The following is an 18794-nucleotide window of genomic DNA, read 5'->3' as shown; positions in this document are numbered from 1 at the left end:
GCGGATTTCCCTCGCGCGACGCCTCATGAAGCCCGATGCCAGACTGACCACCGGCCCGATCGGCCGGACCCTGCTGCTGTTCTCGCTGCCGGTGCTCGGCAGCAACATCCTGCAGTCGCTGAACGCCTCGATCAATTCGATCTGGGTCGGGCGCTTCCTGGGCGAGGCCGCGCTGACCGCCACCTCCAACGCCAACATCATCCTGTTCTTCCTGCTGGGCGTGGTGTTCGGCATCAGCATGGCCAACACCATCATGATCGGCCAGGCCGTCGGCGCGCGCGACGTCGACGAGGCGCGCCGCGTGGTCGGCACCAGCACCACCTTCTTCGTCGCGCTGTCGGTGCTGGCCTCGGCGCTCGGCTACTTTTACACCCCGGACATCCTCGCGGCGATGCGGACCCCGCCCGATGCCGCGCCGCTGGCGGTGGCCTACCTGCGCATCATCTTCCTGGCGCTGCCGTTCATGTACTTCTACAACTTCGTGATGATGACGCTGCGCGGCGCCGGCGACTCGCGCACGCCGTTCTGGTTCATGCTGCTGTCGGTGGTGCTGGACGTGGTGCTCAACCCGATCCTGATCTTCGGCGTGGGCCCGGTCCCGGCCATGGGCATCGCGGGCTCGGCGCTGGCCACGCTGATCGCCCAGCTGGCGAGCCTGGCGGCGATGCTGGCGCTGCTGTACCGGCGCCGGCATTTCCTGCTGCTGCATCGCGGCCAGCTGGCGCTGCTGGTGCCGGACCCGGCGATCCTGCGCGCGCTGGTGGTCAAGGGCCTGCCGATGGGCCTGCAGATGGTGGTGATCTCGTCGTCCGCGATCGTGATGATGGCGCTGGTCAACGCCTATGGCTCGCAGACCACCGCCGCCTATGGCGTGGCGTCGCAGTTGTGGACCTATGTGCAGATGCCCGCGCTGGCGGTGGGCGCGAGCGTGTCGTCGATGGTGGCGCAGAACGTCGGCGCCGGGCTGTGGCAGCGCGTGGCGCGCATCACGCGCATGGGGCTGCTGTTCAACGTCGCCATGACCGGCGCACTGGTGGCGCTGATCTACCTGTTCAACCGCCATTCGCTGGGCCTGTTCCTCGGCACCGACGGGGTTGCCATCGGCATCGCCCAGCATATCAACGTGGTGGTGCTGTGGTCGTTCATCCTGTTCGGCTTCACCATCGTCATCTTCGGCACGGTGCGCGCCACCGGCGCGGTGATGGCGCCGCTGGTGATCCTGTTCCTGTCGATGTGGGTGATCCGGCTGCCGTTTGCCTGGGCGCTGGGCCCGCGCATCGGCGCCGACGCGATCTGGTGGAGCTTCCCGCTCGGCTCGGTGGTGTCGCTGGCACTGGCGCTCGGCTACTACCGCTTCGGCAACTGGCGTGGCAGCCAGATCCTGCCCGCCGCGCCGCATCCGGCCGAGGCGGTGGGGCAGGCGCCCGATACCAGCATGGGCACGCCCTGCGAAGACGCCGGCGAGGCCGTCGATGCGGCCAGCAGCGCCAGGCCAACGGCCGAGGCCGCGCGCTGATCGCCCTGCGAGCCCCGCATTGAAAGCCTTCCGAAAGATCGATGTGTCATCGTGTCACCGCTGACACTCCTTCCCGGCACACGCGTGCCCTGCCGCCAGGGCATCGGCACGCGTCTTTGCGGCCGCGCCCTGCGTTGATGCAAGGGCGCGCGCCGTCTTGTTTCGCCTGACGTTCCTGTTGACTTTTCCTTCGTATTTCTTGCGTCAAATTACATCACAACGTGAGGTAATTGCGCGCGCGTCATCGCCGGATTTGCCTTGTTTTAAGGGTTCATTGGTAAATACCCCTAAAACAGGACAAATGAAAGGCACCTGAAAGATCACGTCTCTAAGGTTCGGGTCAACCGTCGGGGAGCATGCCCGCTTGCATGCCTGTTGCGCCTGAGCCAGTGCGCCCCCGGCACGGCATTTCGTGAACTTTGAGGAGAATCGTTTTGCGCATACGCAGCCAAAAGGACTTTGCCTCCGGCCTGATGTTCATTCTGGTCGGGCTGGGCTTTTCCTGGGTCGCTCGCGGCTATTCCATGGGGACGGCCGCCAAGATGGGACCCGGATACTTTCCATTCCTGCTGGGCCTGGTGCTCGCGGTGCTGGGGGCGGTGGTGCTGCTGACCTCGCTGTCGCCCAAGGGCGAGCAGGACCACCTGGCCCGCTGGGACCTGAAGACCTTGCTGTGGATCCTCGGCTCGGTGGTGCTGTTCGGCCTGCTGCTCAAGCCGCTGGGCATGGTGCTGTCGGTGTTCGTGCTGGTGCTGGTGTCGTCGATGGCCAGCCATGAGTTCAGCTGGAAGGGCGCGCTGCTCAACGCGGTGGTGCTGGTGCTGATCAGCCTGGGCGCCTTCGTGTACGGCATCAACCTGCAGATGCCGGTGTGGCCGGCCTTCATCACCGGTTAAGGAGCGCCGCATCATGGAATTGTTTGAACACCTCGCGCTGGGTTTTTCGACCGCGCTGTCGCTGCAGAACCTGGCCTATGCCTTCCTGGGCTGCGTGCTGGGCACGCTGATCGGCGTGCTGCCGGGCCTGGGACCGCTGGCCACCATCGCCATGCTGCTGCCGATCACCTACACGCTGCCGCCGGTGGCCGCGCTGATCATGCTGGCCGGCATCTACTACGGCGCGCAGTACGGCGGCTCGACCACCGCCATCCTGGTGAACCTGCCGGGCGAATCGTCGTCGGTGGTGACCACCATCGACGGCTACCAGATGGCAAGGCGAGGAAGGGCAGGGGTGGCGCTGGCCACTGCCGGCCTGGGCTCGTTCTTCGCCGGCTGCGTCGCCACGCTGATCCTGGCCGCGTTTGCCACGCCGCTGTCGGAAATCGCCTTCAAGTTCGGCCCCGCCGAGTATTTCTCGCTGATGGTGCTGGGCCTGATCGGTGCCGTGGTGCTGGCTTCCGGCTCGCTGCCCAAGGCCATCGCGATGATCGTGCTGGGCCTGCTGCTGGGACTGATCGGCACCGACGTGAACTCGGGCGCCGCGCGCTTCTCGTTCGATGTGCCGGAGCTGACCGACGGCATCGACTTCGTCGCGCTGGCGATGGGCATGTTCGGCTTTGCCGAGATCATCGCCAACCTGGAGCAGAAGGAAGCCCGCGAGACCTTCACCAACAAGGTCACCAACCTGTTCCCGACCAAGGAGGACTTCAAGCGCATGATCCCGGCCGTGCTGCGCGGCACCGCGCTGGGCTCGGCGCTGGGCATCCTGCCGGGCGGCGGTGCCTCGCTGGCTTCGTTCGCGGCGTACTCGCTGGAGAAGAAGACTTCCAAGAATGCGCATGAGTTCGGCAAGGGCGCGATCGAAGGCGTGGCGGGTCCGGAATCGGCCAACAACGCCGCGGCGCAGACCTCGTTCATCCCGCTGCTGACGCTGGGCATCCCGCCCAATGCGGTGATGGCGCTGATGGTGGGGGCGATGACCATCCACAACATCCAGCCCGGCCCGCAGGTGATGACCAGCAACCCGTCGCTGTTCTGGGGCCTGATCGCCTCGATGTGGATCGGCAACCTGATGCTGATCATCCTGAACCTGCCGATGATCGGCATCTGGGTGAAGCTGCTGACCGTGCCGTACCGCTTCCTGTACCCGGCGATCCTGGTGTTCTGCGGCATCGGCGTGTACTCGGTCAACAACCAGACCTTCGACGTGTTCATGGCCGCGGGCTTTGGCGTGATCGGCTACCTGTTCCTGAAGCTCAAGTGCGAACCGGCGCCGCTGCTGCTCGGCTTCGTGCTGGGGCCGATGATGGAAGAGAACTTCCGCCGCACGCTGCTGCTGTCGCGTGGCGACTTCAGCGTGTTCGTGACCCGGCCGCTGTCGGTGGGCCTGCTGATCGCGGCCGCCGCGCTGGTGGCGGTGGTGGCGCTGCCGTCGATCAAGGCCAAGCGCGAGGAAGCGTTCCAGGAAGACTAGCGCCAGCGAGCGCCCCGGAATGGCGCCGGCCCCGCAAGCGGCCGGCGCGAGCAACGCAAGCTTTCGGGGTGCCTTCGCGCACCCCGTTGTCTTTCGCGGGCACGGCGCGCGCCGCGCGTCCGCCCGCCCTGTTTCCCAGAGAGTGCCCGACTGCGGCAGCAGTCATGGGCTGCGCATGATGATCAGGATTCCCGCACCATTGGGTGCGCCGACAGCGCCCATGAAACCGCCTACCCTTGACCGGTTTTTCTCCAGAATCTATGTCCTCAAGCTGGTCCAGTCGAGCCCGTCGACGGTGCTCAGCCTGGTCGACCGGCTGCGTGAGCGCGGCATCGAAAAGAACATCCGCTCGCTGCGGCCGATCCTGCGCAGCCTGATGATGGCCCGCGCCATCACCGCCGAGCTGGTCGAAGGCAGCGGCCGCGTGTACTGCATCACCGCGCAGGGGCGGGCCGAACTGGAGTCGTATATCTCGCACCTGGCCGTGCTGAAGGCGGAGCTGGAGCCCGCCGATGAAACGCCGGCGCAGCGCGACGCCCAACCTTAAGAAAAAAGAGGCCGGTCCCTCCGGACCGGCCTCCCGCATGCTGCCCGCCTGCCACGGGCAACCGCGACAGCGTTATTGCGTCGTCACCAGCTCCAGGCCGGCTTGCGATTCGTCGTCGCCGCGCGCCACCAGCACCTTGATCTTGTTAGGCGTCAGGCCGGCAATGCCGTCCGACGGGATGGTGGTGATCAGCCAGTCGGCGTTATTGGCCAGCGTCAACGCGCCCGAGTCGAAGATCACGGTCTTGGAGCCGGCCGGCGTGATGCGCAGGCGATAGGTGGTGTTGCCGTCCAGGTCGATCGAATCCTGGCCCGATGCCGGCGAGGCCTGCTTGTAGCCCACCGCGGCGAAGGTCGGCGCGACCGAGTTCAGGTCGATCGCGGGCAGGGTCACGTAGATGTCGATGTTCTGCGCATTGAACGAGGCGTTCAGCGAGCGCACGCGCGCCTTGTTCGACAGCAGGCCCTTGCCGAACGGATCGTCGATCGTCACCGTTTCCGCGACCGACGCACCCGGCACCGCCACCACGGTGTACTTGTGGCCGGTGGCCGCCACCAGGCTGCCGCGGGCCAGTTCGGTCTGCGTGCCGGCGGCGTTGAACGAGATCAGCTGGTTGCCGGTTTCAACGTTGAAGTAGGTCGAGACGAACTTGTAGGGCTTGTTGACCATGCTGGTGAGCGAGCCGTTCTGCAGCACGTCGACATTGGGGCCGCCGGTGACGGCATGGATCACGCGCACGCTCGGCTTGCTCAGGCCGATGCGGTCGTCGATGCCGTCATCGCCGCCGCCGCACGCTGTCAGCACCGCGGTCGCGGCCAGCGCCAGGCCGAGGAAAAGGGTCTTGGATCGAAGCATGGGTCACCTCTTGCTGTTAGAGTCAGAGACGAGCTGGCCCATGCCGGCGCGGATCGCGGCGGCCGCGTGGCCAGTTGCTATCTGGTTTGCAGGCGCGGGATCACGCTTGCCGTGATGCAACGATAGGTTTGAACCGGTGGGCCAGACAGGCGCAACGCTCCGAATTCAATGTCGGACGATTCCCACAGGAAGTGATGCCTGCGCGGAGCTTCCTGGCGGCGTGCCTTGGCAGCGCGGGCGCGGCGGCGCGACAGGACGTGGCCGCGCGCCGCCCTGCCGCCTGCGCAGATGTGTAACCGGTTGTTGCCGCGCGGTTGCCCGCAGCGTTGGCCGCGGCTCAGGCTTGCGACATCATGACCTGGTTGCGGCCATTGCGCTTGGCCTGGTAGAGGCCCGCATCGGCCGCCTCCACCAGCTGGCTTGGCTGCGCGCCGGGTTGGGGCACCAGCACCGCGCCGCCGATGCTGACGGTGACGCAGTCCAGCGTCGGCGAGCCGCTGTGGGCGATGGCCAGCGCCTGCACCGCGCGTCGCACCTTTTCGGCCAGCAGCCGCACGCCGCCGGGCGAGGTGGCCGGCAGCACCATGGCGAACTCTTCGCCGCCGAAGCGCGCGGGCAGGTCGGTGGCGCGCACGCAATTGTCGCGGATCACCGTGGCCACGCGGCGCAGCACGTCGTCGCCGGCGACGTGGCCGTAGGTGTCGTTGTAGGCCTTGAACGCGTCGACATCGATCATCAGCAGCGCCACCTGGGTCTGCTCGCGCTGCGCGCGCCGCCATTCGGCGCCAAGGTATTCGTCGAAATAGCGCCGGTTGGACAAGCCAGTCAACCCGTCCGAGTTGGTGAGGCGCTGCAGTTCCAGGTTGGTCTCGAGCAGTTGCTGCTGGCTCTGGCGCAGCGCGCGGTAGGCTTCGTCGCGCTGCAGCTGGTTCAGGTACGAGCGCGAGTGGTAGCGGATGCGCGCGATCAGCTCGATGCTGTCGGGCAGCTTGACCAGGTAGTCGTTGGCGCCGGCGGCAAAGGCCGCGCCCTTGGTCGCGGCTTCTTCCTTGGTCGACAGCACGATGATCGGGATATCGCGCGTGGCCGGGTTGTCGCGGTAGCGCTGCACCAGCGTCAGCCCGTCCACGCCCGGCATCACCAGGTCCTGCAGGATCACCGTGGGCTTTGTGCGCTGCGCCACCGCCACCGCTTCATCGGGCTGCGAGCAGTAGTGGAAGTCGATATCGGGCTCGGTGGCGAGCGCGCGGCGCACCGCTTCGCCGACCATGGCCTGGTCGTCCACCAGCAGCACCATGGCCAGGTACTCTTGCTTGTCGGTCGCGGCGGGCATGCCGGCGGGGTTGGAGGATTCGGGTTGCATGTTCAATTCCTGTTCTCGCGGTCCCGGCACGGCCTGGAACCGGTTGCATGCTTTCAGGCGGGCGGCGCAGGGCAGGCCAGTGCCGCCGGGCCGCACGCCTGCACCAGCCGCGGCGCGATGCGCGGCAGCGGCAGGATCTCGGCGGCGGCGCCGAGCGCGGCGGCGGCCTTGGGCATGCCGTACACGGCGCTGGTGGCGCGGTCCTGGGCGATGGTCAGGAAGCCGCGGTCGCGCATCGCCTTCAGGCCCAGTGCGCCGTCGCGCCCCATGCCGGTGAGCAGCACGCCGATCACGTCGCCGCGCCAGTGTTCCACCACGCTTTCGAAAAACACATCGATGGAGGGGCGGTAAAGGTAGTCGCAGGGTTGTTCGGTGTAGGCCAGCCGGCTCGGGCTGGCCAGGCGCAGGTGGTCGTTGGTGCCTGCCAGCAGCACGGTGCCGGCCTGCGGAGTCTCGCCGGCGCGCGCAATGCGCACCGGCAGCGCGCACTGTCCGTCGAGCCACTCGGCCATGCCGGCGGCAAAGGCCTCGTCGACATGCTGCACCGTGACCACCGCGGCGCCGAAGTCCGCCGGCAGCGCGCCCAGCAGCGCTGCCAGTGCGGCCGGGCCGCCGGCCGAGGCGCCGATCGCCACCAGCCGCGCCGCGCTGACGGCGCGCGGTGCCACCGCCAGTGCATGCTGCGGTGCTACCCGGCCGGCCAGCAGGCGCGCGATATTGCGCAGCTTGCGCAACAGCGGCCCGGCGGCAAGCTGCGCGTCGGCCTCGGCCAGCGTGGGGGTGTCGACCGCGTCGATGGCGCCATGGCCCATGGCGTCGAAGACCTGCGTGGCGTTGCGGCCCAGGTCCATGGTCACCACCACGATGGCGCACGGCGTGGCGGCCATGATCCGGCGCGTGGCCTCGACCCCGTCCATGACCGGCATCAGCAGGTCCATCAGGATCAGGTCCGGGGTCTGGTGCGCGGCCATCTGCACCGCCTGGGCGCCGTCGCCGGCGATCCATGCGATCTCGAACGCCGGATCCAGTGCCAGCGCGCGGCGCAGCGCGGCCACCGCGAGCGCGGAATCATTGACGATGCCGATTTTCATGGACGTGCCTCGCCGATCAGGTCCTGGACCGCGTCGAGCAACGCGGCGTCGTGGAAACTGCCCTTGGCCAGATAATAGTCCGCGCCGGCCTCGAGGCCGCGCTGGCGGTCCTGTTCGCGGTCCTTGTACGACACCACCATCACCGGCAGCTGGCGCAGCGCGGCGTCCTGGCGGATCCTGCGCACCAGCTCGATGCCGTCCATGCGCGGCATGTCGATGTCGGTGATGACCAGGTCGAAGGGCTCGGCGCGCAGCACGTTCCAGCCGTCCATGCCGTCGACCGCCACCGTCACGTCATAGCCGCGCCCGGCCAGCAGCTTGCGCTGCAGCTCGCGCACGGTCAGCGAATCGTCCACCACCAGCACCCGGCGCGCGCGCGCCTGCACGCTCGCCGCCGCGCCCTGGCGCACGCCTTCGATGCGGCCTTCGGAGACCAGCTTCTCGACCGAGCGGATCATGTCCTCGACATCGAAGATCAGCACCGGCGTGCCGTCGTCGGTCAGGCTGCCGGCGGCAATGTCGCGGATCTTGCCCAGGGCCGCCGGCAACGGCTGCACCACCAGCAGGCGCTCGCCCAGCATGCGGTCGACCGCGATGCCATAGGTGCGCTCGCCCTCGCCGATGACCACCACCGGGACCTGCTCGCTGGCCGGCGCGGCGTCGGCGCCGGCCCGCTGCAGCACCTGCGCCGCGCTGACAAGGCCGATGGCGCGGCCCTCGTGGCGGAAATGCTGGTGGCCTTCGGTCTGTTCGATCTCGCCGCGCGCCACCGAGGTGGCGCGCAGCACCCGGCCCAGCGGGAAGGCATAGGCTTCGCCGGCCACGTCCACCAGCAGCGTGCGCACCACCGACAGCGTCAGCGGCAGTTCCAGGCTGAAGTGCAGGCCGTGGCCAGGCTGCTGCGTCAGGCGCAGGCTGCCGCGCACGCGGCGCACCATCTCCTGCACCGCGTCGAGGCCGACGCCGCGCCCGGAGACTTCGGAGACGGTGTCGCGCATGCTGAAGCCGGGCAGCAGCAGGAAGTCGAGCAGCTCGGCCTGCGACAGCCGCGCCGCCGTGTCCTCGGAGGCCAGCCGCCGCCGCACGATGGCACGCCGCAGCGCATCCAGGTCGACCCCGGCGCCGTCATCGGAGATCTCGATCTGCAGCCGGCCGGCGTTGTGGCGCGCGTGCAGCGTGACAACGCCCTCGGGCGGCTTGCCCTGCGCCGCGCGCACCGCCGGCGCCTCGATGCCATGGTCGACGGCATTGCGCAGCAGGTGCGCCAGCGGCGCGTCGAGCGCCTCGAGGATGTCGCGGTCTACCTGCGTGCCGGCGCCGGACAGTTCCAGGTGCACGGACTTGCCCAGCGCGCGGCCCAGGTCGCGCACCATGCGTGCGTAGCCGGCCAGGCCGTCGGACAGCGGGCGCATGCGCGAGGCCAGCGCGCTGTCGTAGAGCCGGCGCGCCAGCCGCGTGGCGCGATGGTCGTACTGCTCGAACTCGTCCAGCCGGGCCGCCAGTTGCCGGTGGCCATCGTCGAGCAGCTGGCGCAGTTCGGCCAGCGCCGCATAGGCTGCAGACAAGGCATGCGCGCCGTCGCCATCCTGCGTCTCGCGCAGGGCCTGCTGCAGCGTGTCGGCCGCGCGCAGCGCGCGCGCCTGCTGGCGCCGCGCCTTTTGCAGCGATGCGCCGAAGGGCCGCAGCCAGTGCGATTCGACCATGGCCTCGCCCGACAGCGCCAGCAACTGGTCCAGCGCATCGGCATTGATGCGCAGCATGCGCTCGGGGCCGTCGGCGGCGTGCGCGGCCATCGGTGCCGATGGTGCCGATGGTGCCGCTTCAGGCTCGGGCGGAAGCGGCGGGGCAGGGGTGCGGACCGGCGCCGCCACGGATGCGGGCGCGTCCGCTGCCGCGGGCTGTGCCGGCGCGCCGCCGCCGTCGAGCGAACTCAGCCGTTGTATCACCGCGTCGATCTCGGCCCGGCCGGCCTGCTCGGACCAGTCCGGGTCGCCGCCGGGCGGATGGCCGATGCGCAGCAGCAGGTCGGTGCCCTGCAGCAGCGCATCGATATGCGCGGCGGCGAGCGGCATGCCGCCCTGCGCGGCGACCAGGCAGTCTTCCATCGCATGCGCCAGCCGCACGCCGCCATCGAGGCCGACGATGCGGGCCGCGCCCTTGAGCGAGTGGGCCGCGCGCATGCACGCCTCCAGCTGCCCGGACGCGCCGGGGGAGCGCTCCAGCGCCAGCAGGCCGGCATTGAGGATCTCGGCCTGGGCGTCGGCCTCGAGTGCGAACAGTTCCAGCAGCGAGGCGTCGCGCAGTTGTTCGGGGTTCATGCCAGGCTCCGTGCCAGCGCCTGGCGGACTTGCGCGGCGTCGAGCAGGCCGACGCTGCGGCCCTGGTCGACGAACAGCGCCTGCGCATAGCGGGCCGAGCCCCGTGCCAGCGTGGCGGGCAGCGGCTGCAACGCGGCGCGCCGCACGCGCACGATGCCGGCGATCTCGGCCACCGGCAGGGCGATCGCGGCGCGGCCTTGTCCGAGGATCAGGAAACGGCCGCCCCCGGCATCGGGCTCGGCCTGGGCCGCGCCCGTGTCGAACAGGTGCGCCAGCGACAGGCAGGCCAGCAGGTTGCCGCGCACCGCGGCCAGCCCCAGCACCGCGGCGTCGCGCCGGTGGGGCAGCGAATGCACCGGGCTTGGCGCGGTGACTTCGCCCAGCGCGGCGGTGGGCAGCGCCAGCCATTCCTCGCCGATGCGGAACACCAGGCATGCCAGCGCGTTGGCGTCCTGGGCATTGTCGTTGCCGCTGTCGTCGGCGCTGTCGTCGGCGGCATCCGGCAGTTCCTGCAGGGCCTGGTCCAGTTGCTGCGCGTCCAGCAACATCGCGGCGGCCCGCGCGTAGGTGGGGCAGTTGCGGCAGTGCGCGTGCTCGGCCAGCGCCGGGCAGCTGCCGTCTCCGCGCACGCCGATGCGCCGCCAGCAGTCGTCCACGCCCGCGGCGCGCACCACGGTGGCAAAGGGATGGGCCTGGGTCTCAGCCATGGTGCTTGCGGGTTTGGCGCTGCGCGCGCTGGCGCAGGCGGGTGGCGCCGTCGTGGTCGCCTTCGGTGTCGAGCAGCGCGGCCAGGTGATAGAGGCTTTCCTGGTGCGACGGATCCAGGTACAGCGCCTTGCGGTAGGCCGCGTGCGCCTGGGCGGTGCGGCCGGCGGCGTCGTGCAGCACGCCGAGCATGCCATAGGCATCGGCCAGGGCGCTGCCATCGGCATCGGGCGCGGCACGGTCGAGCAGCGCCAGGCAGGCGGCGGTGGCCGCGTCCAGTTCGCCGCGGTCGGCCATGGCCGCGATGGCGGCCAGCGCGTCGGCATGCTCGTCGGCATGCGCGCCGGCCACAGGCCTTGCGGCCGGCGCGGGCGCGCGCACCACAGCTGGACGCATGGTCACGGGCGGGCGCGGCAGCCGCGGCGGCGCGGCCATGCGGGGCGGCTGGGCGGCGTGGACCGGCGGGTGGGACGGGGCCGGGGCGCGCGGCACTGCTGCCGCCGGCTTGCGGAAGGCAAAGGACAACGGGATGCCGACCGGCTCCAGCCCCTGCGCGCTCAGCACGCTGGCCTCGGCCGGCCCGACGAAGAGCAGGCCGTCGGCCATGGTCAGGCGCACCAGCGTCTGCACCGCCTGGCGTTGGCCGGCGGCGTCGAAGTAGATCAGCAGGTTGCGGCAGAACACGAAGTCATAGGGCGCTTCGCCCGCCAGCAGGCCGGGCTCGACCAGGTTGCCCTGCAGCAGCCGCACCTGCGCGCGCACGCGCGGGTCCAGCACATAGCCCGTGGGCGTGGCGGTGAAATAGCGGTCGCGGAAGTCGAGCGGCGCGCTGCGGAAGGCATTGGGGCCGTATTGCGCCTGGCGCGCGCGCGCCAGCGCGCATGCGCTGATGTCGACCGCGTCAATATAGAAGCGCCCCGGCGGCACGCCCGCGTCGAGCAGCGCCATGGCGATCGAATACGGCTCTTCGCCGGTGGAGCAGGGCAGGCTCAGCAGCCGCAGCGTGCGCCTGCCGTCGGCAAAGGCGCGCTCGGCGGCAAAGCGGCCCAGCGCCAGCAAGGCCTCGCGATGCCGGAAGAACCAGGTCTCGGGCACCACCACGGCCTCGATCAGCGCCTGGAATTCGTCGGCGGTGCCCTGCAGCAGCTGCCAGTAGGTCTCGGTATCGGGCGCCTGCCGTGCCTGCTGGCGCTCGCGCACGGCGCGCGCCACCGCACCGCTGCCGATGGCGCCGGCATCGAGCCCGATGCGGGCCTTGAGCAGCGCTTCGATATGCGCGGCGGTGCTCACGCGGGCTCCCCGGCAGCGTCGGCGAACAGCATGGCGTGGACGTCGTCCGGCAGCAGCGCGCCGACCCTGACCCATTGCACCAGCCCGCGCGCGTCATGCCGCACCGGACCGAGATAGCGCGGGCTGGCGCCGGCGATGCCGGCATCGACGAACGATTCCGCCGGGCAGCGCAGGGTCTGGGTGGCAGCCTCCAGGCGCAGGCCGAGCAGCCGCACCGGCTCGCTTTCAGCGCGGCGGTAATGGACCAGCACGGTGCGCGTGCTGGTGCGCAGCGCCGCGGGCACGCCGGTGGCGAGCGCGGGCAGGTCGACCACCGGCACCGGCTGGCCGCGCCGCTGCATCAGTCCCGCCACCCACGCCGGCGCGCCGGGAATCTGCTTCAGGCGCGTCAGCGGCAGCACCTCGGCCACCTCGGCGGCATCGAGCGCGTAGTGGTCGGCGCCGAGGCGGAACAGCAGGAAGAGTTTCATGGCGGCGGCGCGCAATGGCCCGGTACGGGAATCGGCAGCCTAGACCTTGAAGCGCGACACGCCGCTGCGCAGGTCGTTGGCGACCAGCGTCAGCTCGTCGATCGCCTGGCTCGACTGGCGCAGCGATTCCACGGTCTGCTGCGCGGCCTCGGACAACTGCATCAGCGCCTGGTTGATCTGCTCGGCGCCGCCGGCCTGGGCCTGCATGCCTTCATTGACCATCAGCACCCGCGGCGCGAGCGACTGCACCTGGGCGATGATCTGCGACAGCTGGTCGCCCACCTGCGTGACCTCGGACATGCCGCGGCGCACTTCCTCCGAGAACTTGTCCATGCCCATGACTCCGGCCGACACCGCCGACTGGATCTCGCGCACCATCTGCTCGATGTCGTAGGTGGCCACCGCGGTCTGGTCGGCCAGGCGGCGGATCTCGGTGGCCACCACGGCAAAGCCGCGGCCGTATTCGCCGGCCTTCTCGGCCTCGATCGCGGCGTTCAGCGACAGCAGGTTGGTCTGGTCCGCCACCTTGGCGATGGTGGTCACCACCTGGTTGATATTGCCGGCCTTCTCGTTGAGCGTGGCCAGCTTGGCGTTGACCGAGCCGGCGGCATCCATCACATGCTGCATGGTGCTTTCCATGCGCGACAGCCCGACCTGCCCGGTGCCCGCCAACCCCGCGGCCTGCTCGGCGGCGCTGGAGACTTCGTGGATGGTGCGCACCAGGTCGCGCGCGGTGGCCGAGATCTCGCGCGAGGTCGCGCCGATCTGGGTGGTGGTGGCGGCGGTTTCGGTGGCGGTGGCCTGCTGCTGGCGCGCGGTGGCGGCGATCTCGTTGACCGAGGTGGTGACCTGGATCGCGGTGCGCTGGGCCTGGCCTACCAGCGAGGTCAGCTCGCCGGTCATCTGGTTGAAGCCTTCCTCGACTTCATGGAATTCGTCCTTGCGGCGCAGCGCCATGCGCAGGCGCAGGTCGCCGCCGCGGATGCCGGCCAGCAGGCTGACGATCGACTGCATCGGCACCGTGATCGCGCGCAGCAGCAGGTAGCCGCACAGCAGCGCCACCGCCACCGCCACGATCAGCGCCGCTTCGATGCCGATCTTGGCGGCATTGACGGCATCGTCGATGCCTTGCGCCGCGCGCGCGCTGACCGCGCTGTTGTCGTCCACCACGCGCTGGCTCGCCTTGCGCGCGTCGAGCCAGCGGTCATGGGTTTCGCCCCGCAGCGCCGCCGCGGCGGCGGCGCTGTCCCAGTCGCCCTGGCGCGACAGGACCTGGGCCGCCTGTTCGTAGCGCGCGCGCATGTCGCGATAGGCCTGGAAGTTGGCCCGGTCCTCGTCGCGGGTGATAGTGGTGTCGTATTGCTGCTCGAGCTTGTCGAGGCGGCTGGCCGCCTCCTGGGCTTGCTGCTGGAGGCGCCGCCGCTCGGCCTCATCGATGGCGTTGATGGCCTGCCAGGCCAGCACATAGCGCTCGCCCCAGACGCCGCGGATGGCCGTGCTGTAGTTCAGTCCGGGCAGTGCGTCATCCCGCATCAGGGCGGTTTCGCGTTCGATCGCAACCAGGCGGGTATAGGCAACCACGCCCATCAGCGCCATGACCAGCAGGATCAGCGAGAAGCTTGCCAGGATGCGCGTGCGGATGGTCCATTCATTCACGGTGAGATCCCGGTGATGTTCTTGTTGAAGGCGCAACGATGCCGGCCAGGGGCCGCCGGGGCAGTTCGGGGGCGGTGGCGGGCGCCGATGCGCGGTAGGGTACTGTATGCGGCCGCCCGATTCAACGCGCGGCATGGTTGCGGCAGACCTGGCGTTGCGCCGGCGCCTAGGGGTATTGGCGTGTATCGGAACTGCTTGATTTTTTCCAAGTTTTCGTCACACTTGCTAAATTGCTAGCAGGTAACAATGTCGACAATTACAGATGGGGCAGGGATGGTGGCCAAGTCGGGGGCGAAGTCGGCTGGCGCCTCGCCAGGCTCGGATCTCGATCCGCTGACCGGCGTTGACAATCGCCAGGGCTTTCTGAAACGGCTGGAGGCACGCCTGCATAGCGAGGCTGTGCCGCGCTGCGCATTGCTGCTGATCGGCATTGACGACTTCCGCGCCTTCAACGACATGCATGGCCATGCCGAAGGCGACATCGTCCTGCAGCGCGTGGCCCGCCGCCTGCGCGATGCGTCGCCCCGCGACGCCATCATCGGCCGCGTCGGCAGCGACGAATTCGGCGTGATGCTGCCCTCCATTGCCGATCCCACGCTGGTACGCCACGTCAGCGCCGCGATCCTGTCGATGCTGTCCTCTCCCCACGAACATGCCGGGCGCCGCCATCACGTGCTGGCCAGCATCGGCGCGTGCGTCGCGCCCGCGGCTGGCGAGCAGGGCTCGGACATGCTGGCGGCGGCCAGCCTGGCGCTGGCGCGGGCCAAGCACGACGGCGGCCGCACCATCCGCTTCTTCAAGCCACAGATGCGCTCGGACGTGACCACGCGGCTGTCGCTGGTGCAGGCCCTGCACGAAGCCTACGCCCAGCGCCAGTTCGAGCTGCTGTACCAGCCCCAGGTCGACCTGCGCGACGGCCGAGTCCACGGCGCCGAGGCGCTGATGCGCTGGCGCCATCCCACCCGCGGGCTGCTGTCGCCGGCCGCCTTCATCGACGCGCTGGCCGGCAGCAGCATCGCCAGCGATGTCGGCATGTGGCTGCTGCAGACCGCGTGCGCCCAGGCTCGTGCCTGGGCGCTGGCGTTTCCGCGGCCGCCGCGCGTGGCGATCAACCTGTTCGCGGCCCAGCTGTCCGAGAGCCGGCTGCTGACCGAGGTCCGCCACGTACTGCGGGCGCTGGAGCTGGCGCCCGACTGCCTCGAGATCGAGATCACCGAGACCATCGCCCTGCAGCAGGGCGACGAGGTCTCGGACCAGCTGCAGGCGCTGCGCCGCGACGGCATCACGCTGACCTGCGATGACTTCGGCACCGGCTATGCCTCGCTCAGCTTCCTCAAGTCGTTCCCGGTGGACCGGCTCAAGATCGACCAGTCCTTTATCCGCAACGTGACCGAAGACCCGGTCGACGCGGCGATCGTGCGCTCGGTGATCAATGTGGGCGCCAGCCTGCACATCGGCGTGGTGGCCGAAGGCGTGGAAACCCCCGAGCAGCGCGATTTCCTGCTCGCCAACGGCTGCCATGAGGCGCAGGGCTACCTGTACGGGCGCCCGATGCCGGCCGAGCGCCTGACCGAGATGCTGCGCCAGCAAGCCTCCGGCTGAGCCGGCAGCGAGTTTTGGGCCCGTGCGCCCGCGCACCGAAGTTGTTTCCACCTTTGACGGCCGATTCCCGCTGGCCACGGCGGCGGCGACCGCCGGCCCGCCCGCAGCCTGCCGCGCACACCGGCCGGGCCGGCTGGTGCCAGCGCCTGGCGAAATACGAGCTTACAAAGTGTGACCGCCCCGGACGCGCCGCGGCACCCCGGGCCATGTATGGTGACAATAGGGTGGCCGCCGGCGTGGGCCGGCCTGCCCGCCGACCCATGCCGGGTCCCGCTCCTGCCCTTCCATGTCCGATCCTTTCCAATCCGCTGGCCGCTATTCAGGTCGCCTTGGCGGCCGGCTGGCGCTGACCGCGCTGGCGGCCGCAGCCGGCCTCGCAGTGGCGGCTGCTGCACTGGCGCAGGTGCCCGCCGCGCCGGGCGAACCCTACCTCGATGCCCCCGTGGCCGACGCCGCGCTGCAGCAGGCCGATCCTTCCTCGCGCATCGCCACGCTGACCGCGGTCGACGGCAATCTCAGCTTTGCGCCCGCCGGCTCGGACGCCTGGGCCGCGGCCGGGCTGAACCGGCCGGTCACCACCGGCGACCGGCTCTGGCTGGACCAGGGCGGACGCGCCGAACTGCACGCCGGCACGGTGGCGCTGCGCATGGGCGGCGCCACCGCCGCCAGCATCCTGAACCTGGACGACAGCACCACGCAGGTCAAGCTGACCCAGGGCACGCTGCAGGTGCGCGTGCGCGCGCTGCCGCCGGGCCAGACCGTCGAGATCGATACCCCCAACCTGGCCTTCGTGCCGCGCGAGCCCGGCGACTACCGCCTCGACGTGGCGCCCGACGGCAGCACCACCACCGTCACCATGCGCCATGGCAGCGCGGTGGTTTACGGCGACAGCCGCACCATCGAGCTGCAGCGCGGTGACCGCATGCGCTTTGCCGGCACCGACCTGGCCGATGCCGGCGGCGGCGCGGTGCCCGAAGACGCGTTCGACCGCTGGACCGCGGCGCGCGACGCGCGCGAGGACGCTTCGCCATCGGCGCGCTATGTGCCGCGCGAGATGCCGGGCTACGCCGCGCTGGACGGCTATGGCGACTGGCAGGAAGACCCGGGCTACGGCGCGATCTGGTTCCCGCGCGTGGTCAGCGCGGGATGGGTGCCGTACAGCGCCGGCCACTGGGCCTGGATTGCGCCCTGGGGCTGGACCTGGATCGATGATGCGCCGTGGGGGTTCGCGCCCTCGCACTATGGCCGCTGGGCGTATGTGGGCTCGCGCTGGGGCTGGGTCCCCGGGCCGCGCGTGCGCCCCTGCTATGCCCCGGCGCTGGTGGCCTTTGTCGGCGCCGCCGGGCCCAACTGGAGTGTGCGCGTCGGCAGCGGCCCGGGCGTGGCCTGGTATCCGCTGGGGCCGCGCGACGCCTACCGGCCGGTCTATCGCGCCAGCCCGACCTACGTCGCCCGCATCAACCGGGTCACGGTCAACAACTTCGTGATGGGCGACCGCCGCCCGCCGCCTTACGCCAACCGCAACGTGCCCGGCGCCATCACCGGCATGCCGGCGCGCAATTTTGTCGAGGGACGGCCGGCGCGCGGCCTGCACCGCCCCGAATGGCGCAACGTGCCGGCGGGCGAGGCCCACGGCGCGCCGCCGGTGGCGCCGGTCAAGGGCAGCCTGGTGGGCGCGGCGCCGCCGCGGCCGCTGCCGCCGCAGGCGCGCCACGGCTTCGAGCGCCAGGCCATCGCCGCGCGCGCGCCTGGGCGCCCGGCCACGGAAGACCTGGCGCGGCGCTTTGCGCGCGAGGGCGGGGTCGTGCCCGGGGCCGGCCCGGCCTGGCGCGGCGGCAACGAGCGCCGGCCCGGCCGCGACGCACGGGCGGTGCCGGACGTGCGCATGAGCCAGGCCGCGATTGCATCGCGCGACCACGCCCCAGTCCAGCCGCGCCCCGGGCGTATCGATGCCGACGGCGACGGCCGCGCGGATCGCAACGATGGGCATGCGCGGGGCGAGCCGTGGCGTGGTCCTGGCCGCGGCCAGAGTACCCGGCCCGACGAGGCGCGCGGCTTTGCCGGGCAGCCGGACGTGCCCGGCGACGCCCAGCGGCAGCAACAGGCCATGCAGCGCGAACAGCAGCGCCAGCAAATGGAGCAGCAGCGCGCCCTGCGCGAGCAGCAGCGGCAGCTGGAAGAGCAGCGCCAGCAGCGCATGCCGCCGCGCCAGTGGGCCGACGGTCAGGAACGCCCCGACCCGGCGCGCCAATCGCAGGAGATGCAGCGACAGCGCTTCGAGCAGCAGCGGCAGATGCAGGAAGCGCAGCAGCGCCAGGCCGAACAGCAGCCGCGGCAGATGCAGGAGCAGCAGCGCGCGATGCAGGAGCAGCAGCGCCAGCAAGCCATGCAGCGGCAGGCGGACCAGCAGCGCCAGATGCAGGACCAGCAGCGCGCGGTGCAGGAGCAGCAGCGCCAGCAGGCGATGCAGCGGCACGCGGAGCAGCAGCGCCAGATGCAGGACCAGCAGCGCGCGGCACAGGAGCAGCAGCGCCAGCAGGCGATGCAGCGGCAAGCGGAGCAGCAGCGCCAGATGCAGGACCAGCAGCGCGCGGCGCAGGAACAGCAGCGCCAGCAGGCCATGCAGCGCCAGGCCGAGCAGCAGCAGCGCCATATGCAGGAGCAGCAGCGGGCCATGCAGGAGCAGCAACGCCAGCAGGCCATGCAACGCCAGGCCGAGCAGCAGCAGCGCCATATGCAGGAGCAGCAGCGGGCCATGCATGAGCAGCAGCGCCAGCAGGCCATGCAGCGCCAGGCCGAGCAGCAGCAACGGCAGATGCACGAGCAGCAACGCCAGATGCAGGAGCACCAGCGCCAGCAAATGGACCAGCAGCGGCAGATGCAACAGCAGCAGCGCGCGCAGCACGAGCGTGGCCAGATGGAGGCGCGCCAGGGCCGCGACGGCGATCGCCGCTAGTCACGCCTGGCCG

General features: G+C 70.4%; 14 protein-coding genes. 6 read left to right on the top strand and 8 right to left on the bottom strand.

Annotated elements, in window-relative coordinates; genetic code table 11:
* Positions 1-25: 25 nt before the first annotated feature.
* From CBM2588_RS27765 to CBM2588_RS27750, 4 genes are all read left to right on the top strand, one after another.
* Entirely contained in the window at positions 26-1516 is a 1491-nt protein-coding gene (locus CBM2588_RS27765) for an MATE family efflux transporter (protein WP_115683453.1), read from the top strand.
* 434 nt (positions 1517-1950) lie between these two features.
* The gene (locus CBM2588_RS27760; protein WP_025585326.1) at positions 1951-2412 is read left to right on the top strand and encodes a tripartite tricarboxylate transporter TctB family protein; all 462 of its coding nucleotides are present in this window, start codon (positions 1951-1953) and stop codon (positions 2410-2412) included.
* A gap of 13 nt (positions 2413-2425) precedes the next feature.
* On the top strand, positions 2426-3928 hold the full coding sequence (locus tag CBM2588_RS27755) for a tripartite tricarboxylate transporter permease (protein WP_115683452.1): 1503 nt from the start codon (positions 2426-2428) through the stop codon (positions 3926-3928).
* Positions 3929-4148: 220 nt separating this feature from the next.
* The gene (locus CBM2588_RS27750; RefSeq protein ID WP_115683451.1) at positions 4149-4475 is read left to right on the top strand and encodes a helix-turn-helix transcriptional regulator; all 327 of its coding nucleotides are present in this window, start codon (positions 4149-4151) and stop codon (positions 4473-4475) included.
* A 72-nt stretch (positions 4476-4547) separates the two neighbouring features.
* On the opposite strand, the gene CBM2588_RS27745 is transcribed toward CBM2588_RS27750, so the two are convergent.
* The 8 genes from CBM2588_RS27745 to CBM2588_RS27710 all read right to left on the bottom strand — a co-directional run bounded on the left by CBM2588_RS27745 (position 4548) and on the right by CBM2588_RS27710 (position 14259).
* Positions 4548-5330 carry a DUF4397 domain-containing protein gene (locus CBM2588_RS27745; RefSeq protein WP_115683450.1) on the bottom strand — a complete coding sequence of 261 codons (783 nt, stop codon included), beginning with the start codon at positions 5328-5330 and terminating at the stop codon, positions 4548-4550.
* Positions 5331-5667: 337 nt separating this feature from the next.
* A complete protein-coding gene (locus CBM2588_RS27740) occupies positions 5668-6693 on the bottom strand; it encodes a diguanylate cyclase (protein WP_269462446.1) in 1026 nt (341 codons plus the stop codon).
* 53 nt (positions 6694-6746) lie between these two features.
* Complete coding sequence (locus tag CBM2588_RS27735) at positions 6747-7784, bottom strand: chemotaxis response regulator protein-glutamate methylesterase (protein ID WP_115683449.1); 1038 nt, start codon at positions 7782-7784, stop codon at positions 6747-6749.
* Complete coding sequence (locus CBM2588_RS27730) at positions 7781-10102, bottom strand: hybrid sensor histidine kinase/response regulator (protein ID WP_115683448.1); 2322 nt, start codon at positions 10100-10102, stop codon at positions 7781-7783. Before CBM2588_RS27730 ends, CBM2588_RS27735 begins: the two co-directional genes overlap by 4 nt.
* Entirely contained in the window at positions 10099-10809 is a 711-nt protein-coding gene (locus CBM2588_RS27725) for a chemotaxis protein CheW (protein WP_115683447.1), read from the bottom strand. The genes CBM2588_RS27730 and CBM2588_RS27725 overlap by 4 nt, the downstream gene beginning before the upstream one ends.
* Positions 10802-12097: a CheR family methyltransferase gene (locus CBM2588_RS27720; RefSeq protein WP_115683446.1), complete on the bottom strand. Its 1296-nt coding sequence runs from the start codon at positions 12095-12097 to the stop codon at positions 10802-10804. Before CBM2588_RS27720 ends, CBM2588_RS27725 begins: the two co-directional genes overlap by 8 nt.
* The gene (locus CBM2588_RS27715; protein ID WP_115683445.1) at positions 12094-12567 is read right to left on the bottom strand and encodes a chemotaxis protein CheW; all 474 of its coding nucleotides are present in this window, start codon (positions 12565-12567) and stop codon (positions 12094-12096) included. Before CBM2588_RS27715 ends, CBM2588_RS27720 begins: the two co-directional genes overlap by 4 nt.
* A 39-nt stretch (positions 12568-12606) precedes the next feature.
* Positions 12607-14259, bottom strand: a complete 1653-nt coding sequence (locus tag CBM2588_RS27710; RefSeq protein WP_115683444.1) for a HAMP domain-containing methyl-accepting chemotaxis protein — start codon at positions 14257-14259, stop codon at positions 12607-12609.
* Between the two features lie 237 nt (positions 14260-14496).
* Between CBM2588_RS27710 and CBM2588_RS27705 the strand changes: the two genes are divergently transcribed.
* On the top strand, positions 14497-15825 hold the full coding sequence (locus tag CBM2588_RS27705) for a putative bifunctional diguanylate cyclase/phosphodiesterase (protein ID WP_115683443.1): 1329 nt from the start codon (positions 14497-14499) through the stop codon (positions 15823-15825).
* 286 nt (positions 15826-16111) lie between these two features.
* On the top strand, positions 16112-18781 hold the full coding sequence (locus CBM2588_RS27700) for a DUF6600 domain-containing protein (protein ID WP_115683442.1): 2670 nt from the start codon (positions 16112-16114) through the stop codon (positions 18779-18781).
* Positions 18782-18794: the final 13 nt, after the last annotated feature.

Source organism: Cupriavidus taiwanensis (assembly GCF_900250075.1).
GTDB classification, from domain to species: domain Bacteria; phylum Pseudomonadota; class Gammaproteobacteria; order Burkholderiales; family Burkholderiaceae; genus Cupriavidus; species Cupriavidus taiwanensis_C.
This window is presented reverse-complemented; position numbering and strand designations above follow the sequence as displayed.

Coding starts and splice junctions, on each gene's coding strand:
- CBM2588_RS27745 (WP_115683450.1), bottom strand. CDS start 5,330: ATGCTTCGATCCAAGACCCTTTTCCTCGGCCTGGCGCTGGCCGCGACC.
- CBM2588_RS27730 (WP_115683448.1), bottom strand. CDS start 10,102: ATGAACCCCGAACAACTGCGCGACGCCTCGCTGCTGGAACTGTTCGCA.
- CBM2588_RS27765 (WP_115683453.1), top strand. CDS start 26: ATGAAGCCCGATGCCAGACTGACCACCGGCCCGATCGGCCGGACCCTG.
- CBM2588_RS27725 (WP_115683447.1), bottom strand. CDS start 10,809: ATGGCTGAGACCCAGGCCCATCCCTTTGCCACCGTGGTGCGCGCCGCG.
- CBM2588_RS27715 (WP_115683445.1), bottom strand. CDS start 12,567: ATGAAACTCTTCCTGCTGTTCCGCCTCGGCGCCGACCACTACGCGCTC.
- CBM2588_RS27700 (WP_115683442.1), top strand. CDS start 16,112: ATGTCCGATCCTTTCCAATCCGCTGGCCGCTATTCAGGTCGCCTTGGC.
- CBM2588_RS27735 (WP_115683449.1), bottom strand. CDS start 7,784: ATGAAAATCGGCATCGTCAATGATTCCGCGCTCGCGGTGGCCGCGCTG.
- CBM2588_RS27755 (WP_115683452.1), top strand. CDS start 2,426: ATGGAATTGTTTGAACACCTCGCGCTGGGTTTTTCGACCGCGCTGTCG.
- CBM2588_RS27705 (WP_115683443.1), top strand. CDS start 14,497: ATGGTGGCCAAGTCGGGGGCGAAGTCGGCTGGCGCCTCGCCAGGCTCG.
- CBM2588_RS27750 (WP_115683451.1), top strand. CDS start 4,149: ATGAAACCGCCTACCCTTGACCGGTTTTTCTCCAGAATCTATGTCCTC.
- CBM2588_RS27740 (WP_269462446.1), bottom strand. CDS start 6,693: ATGCAACCCGAATCCTCCAACCCCGCCGGCATGCCCGCCGCGACCGAC.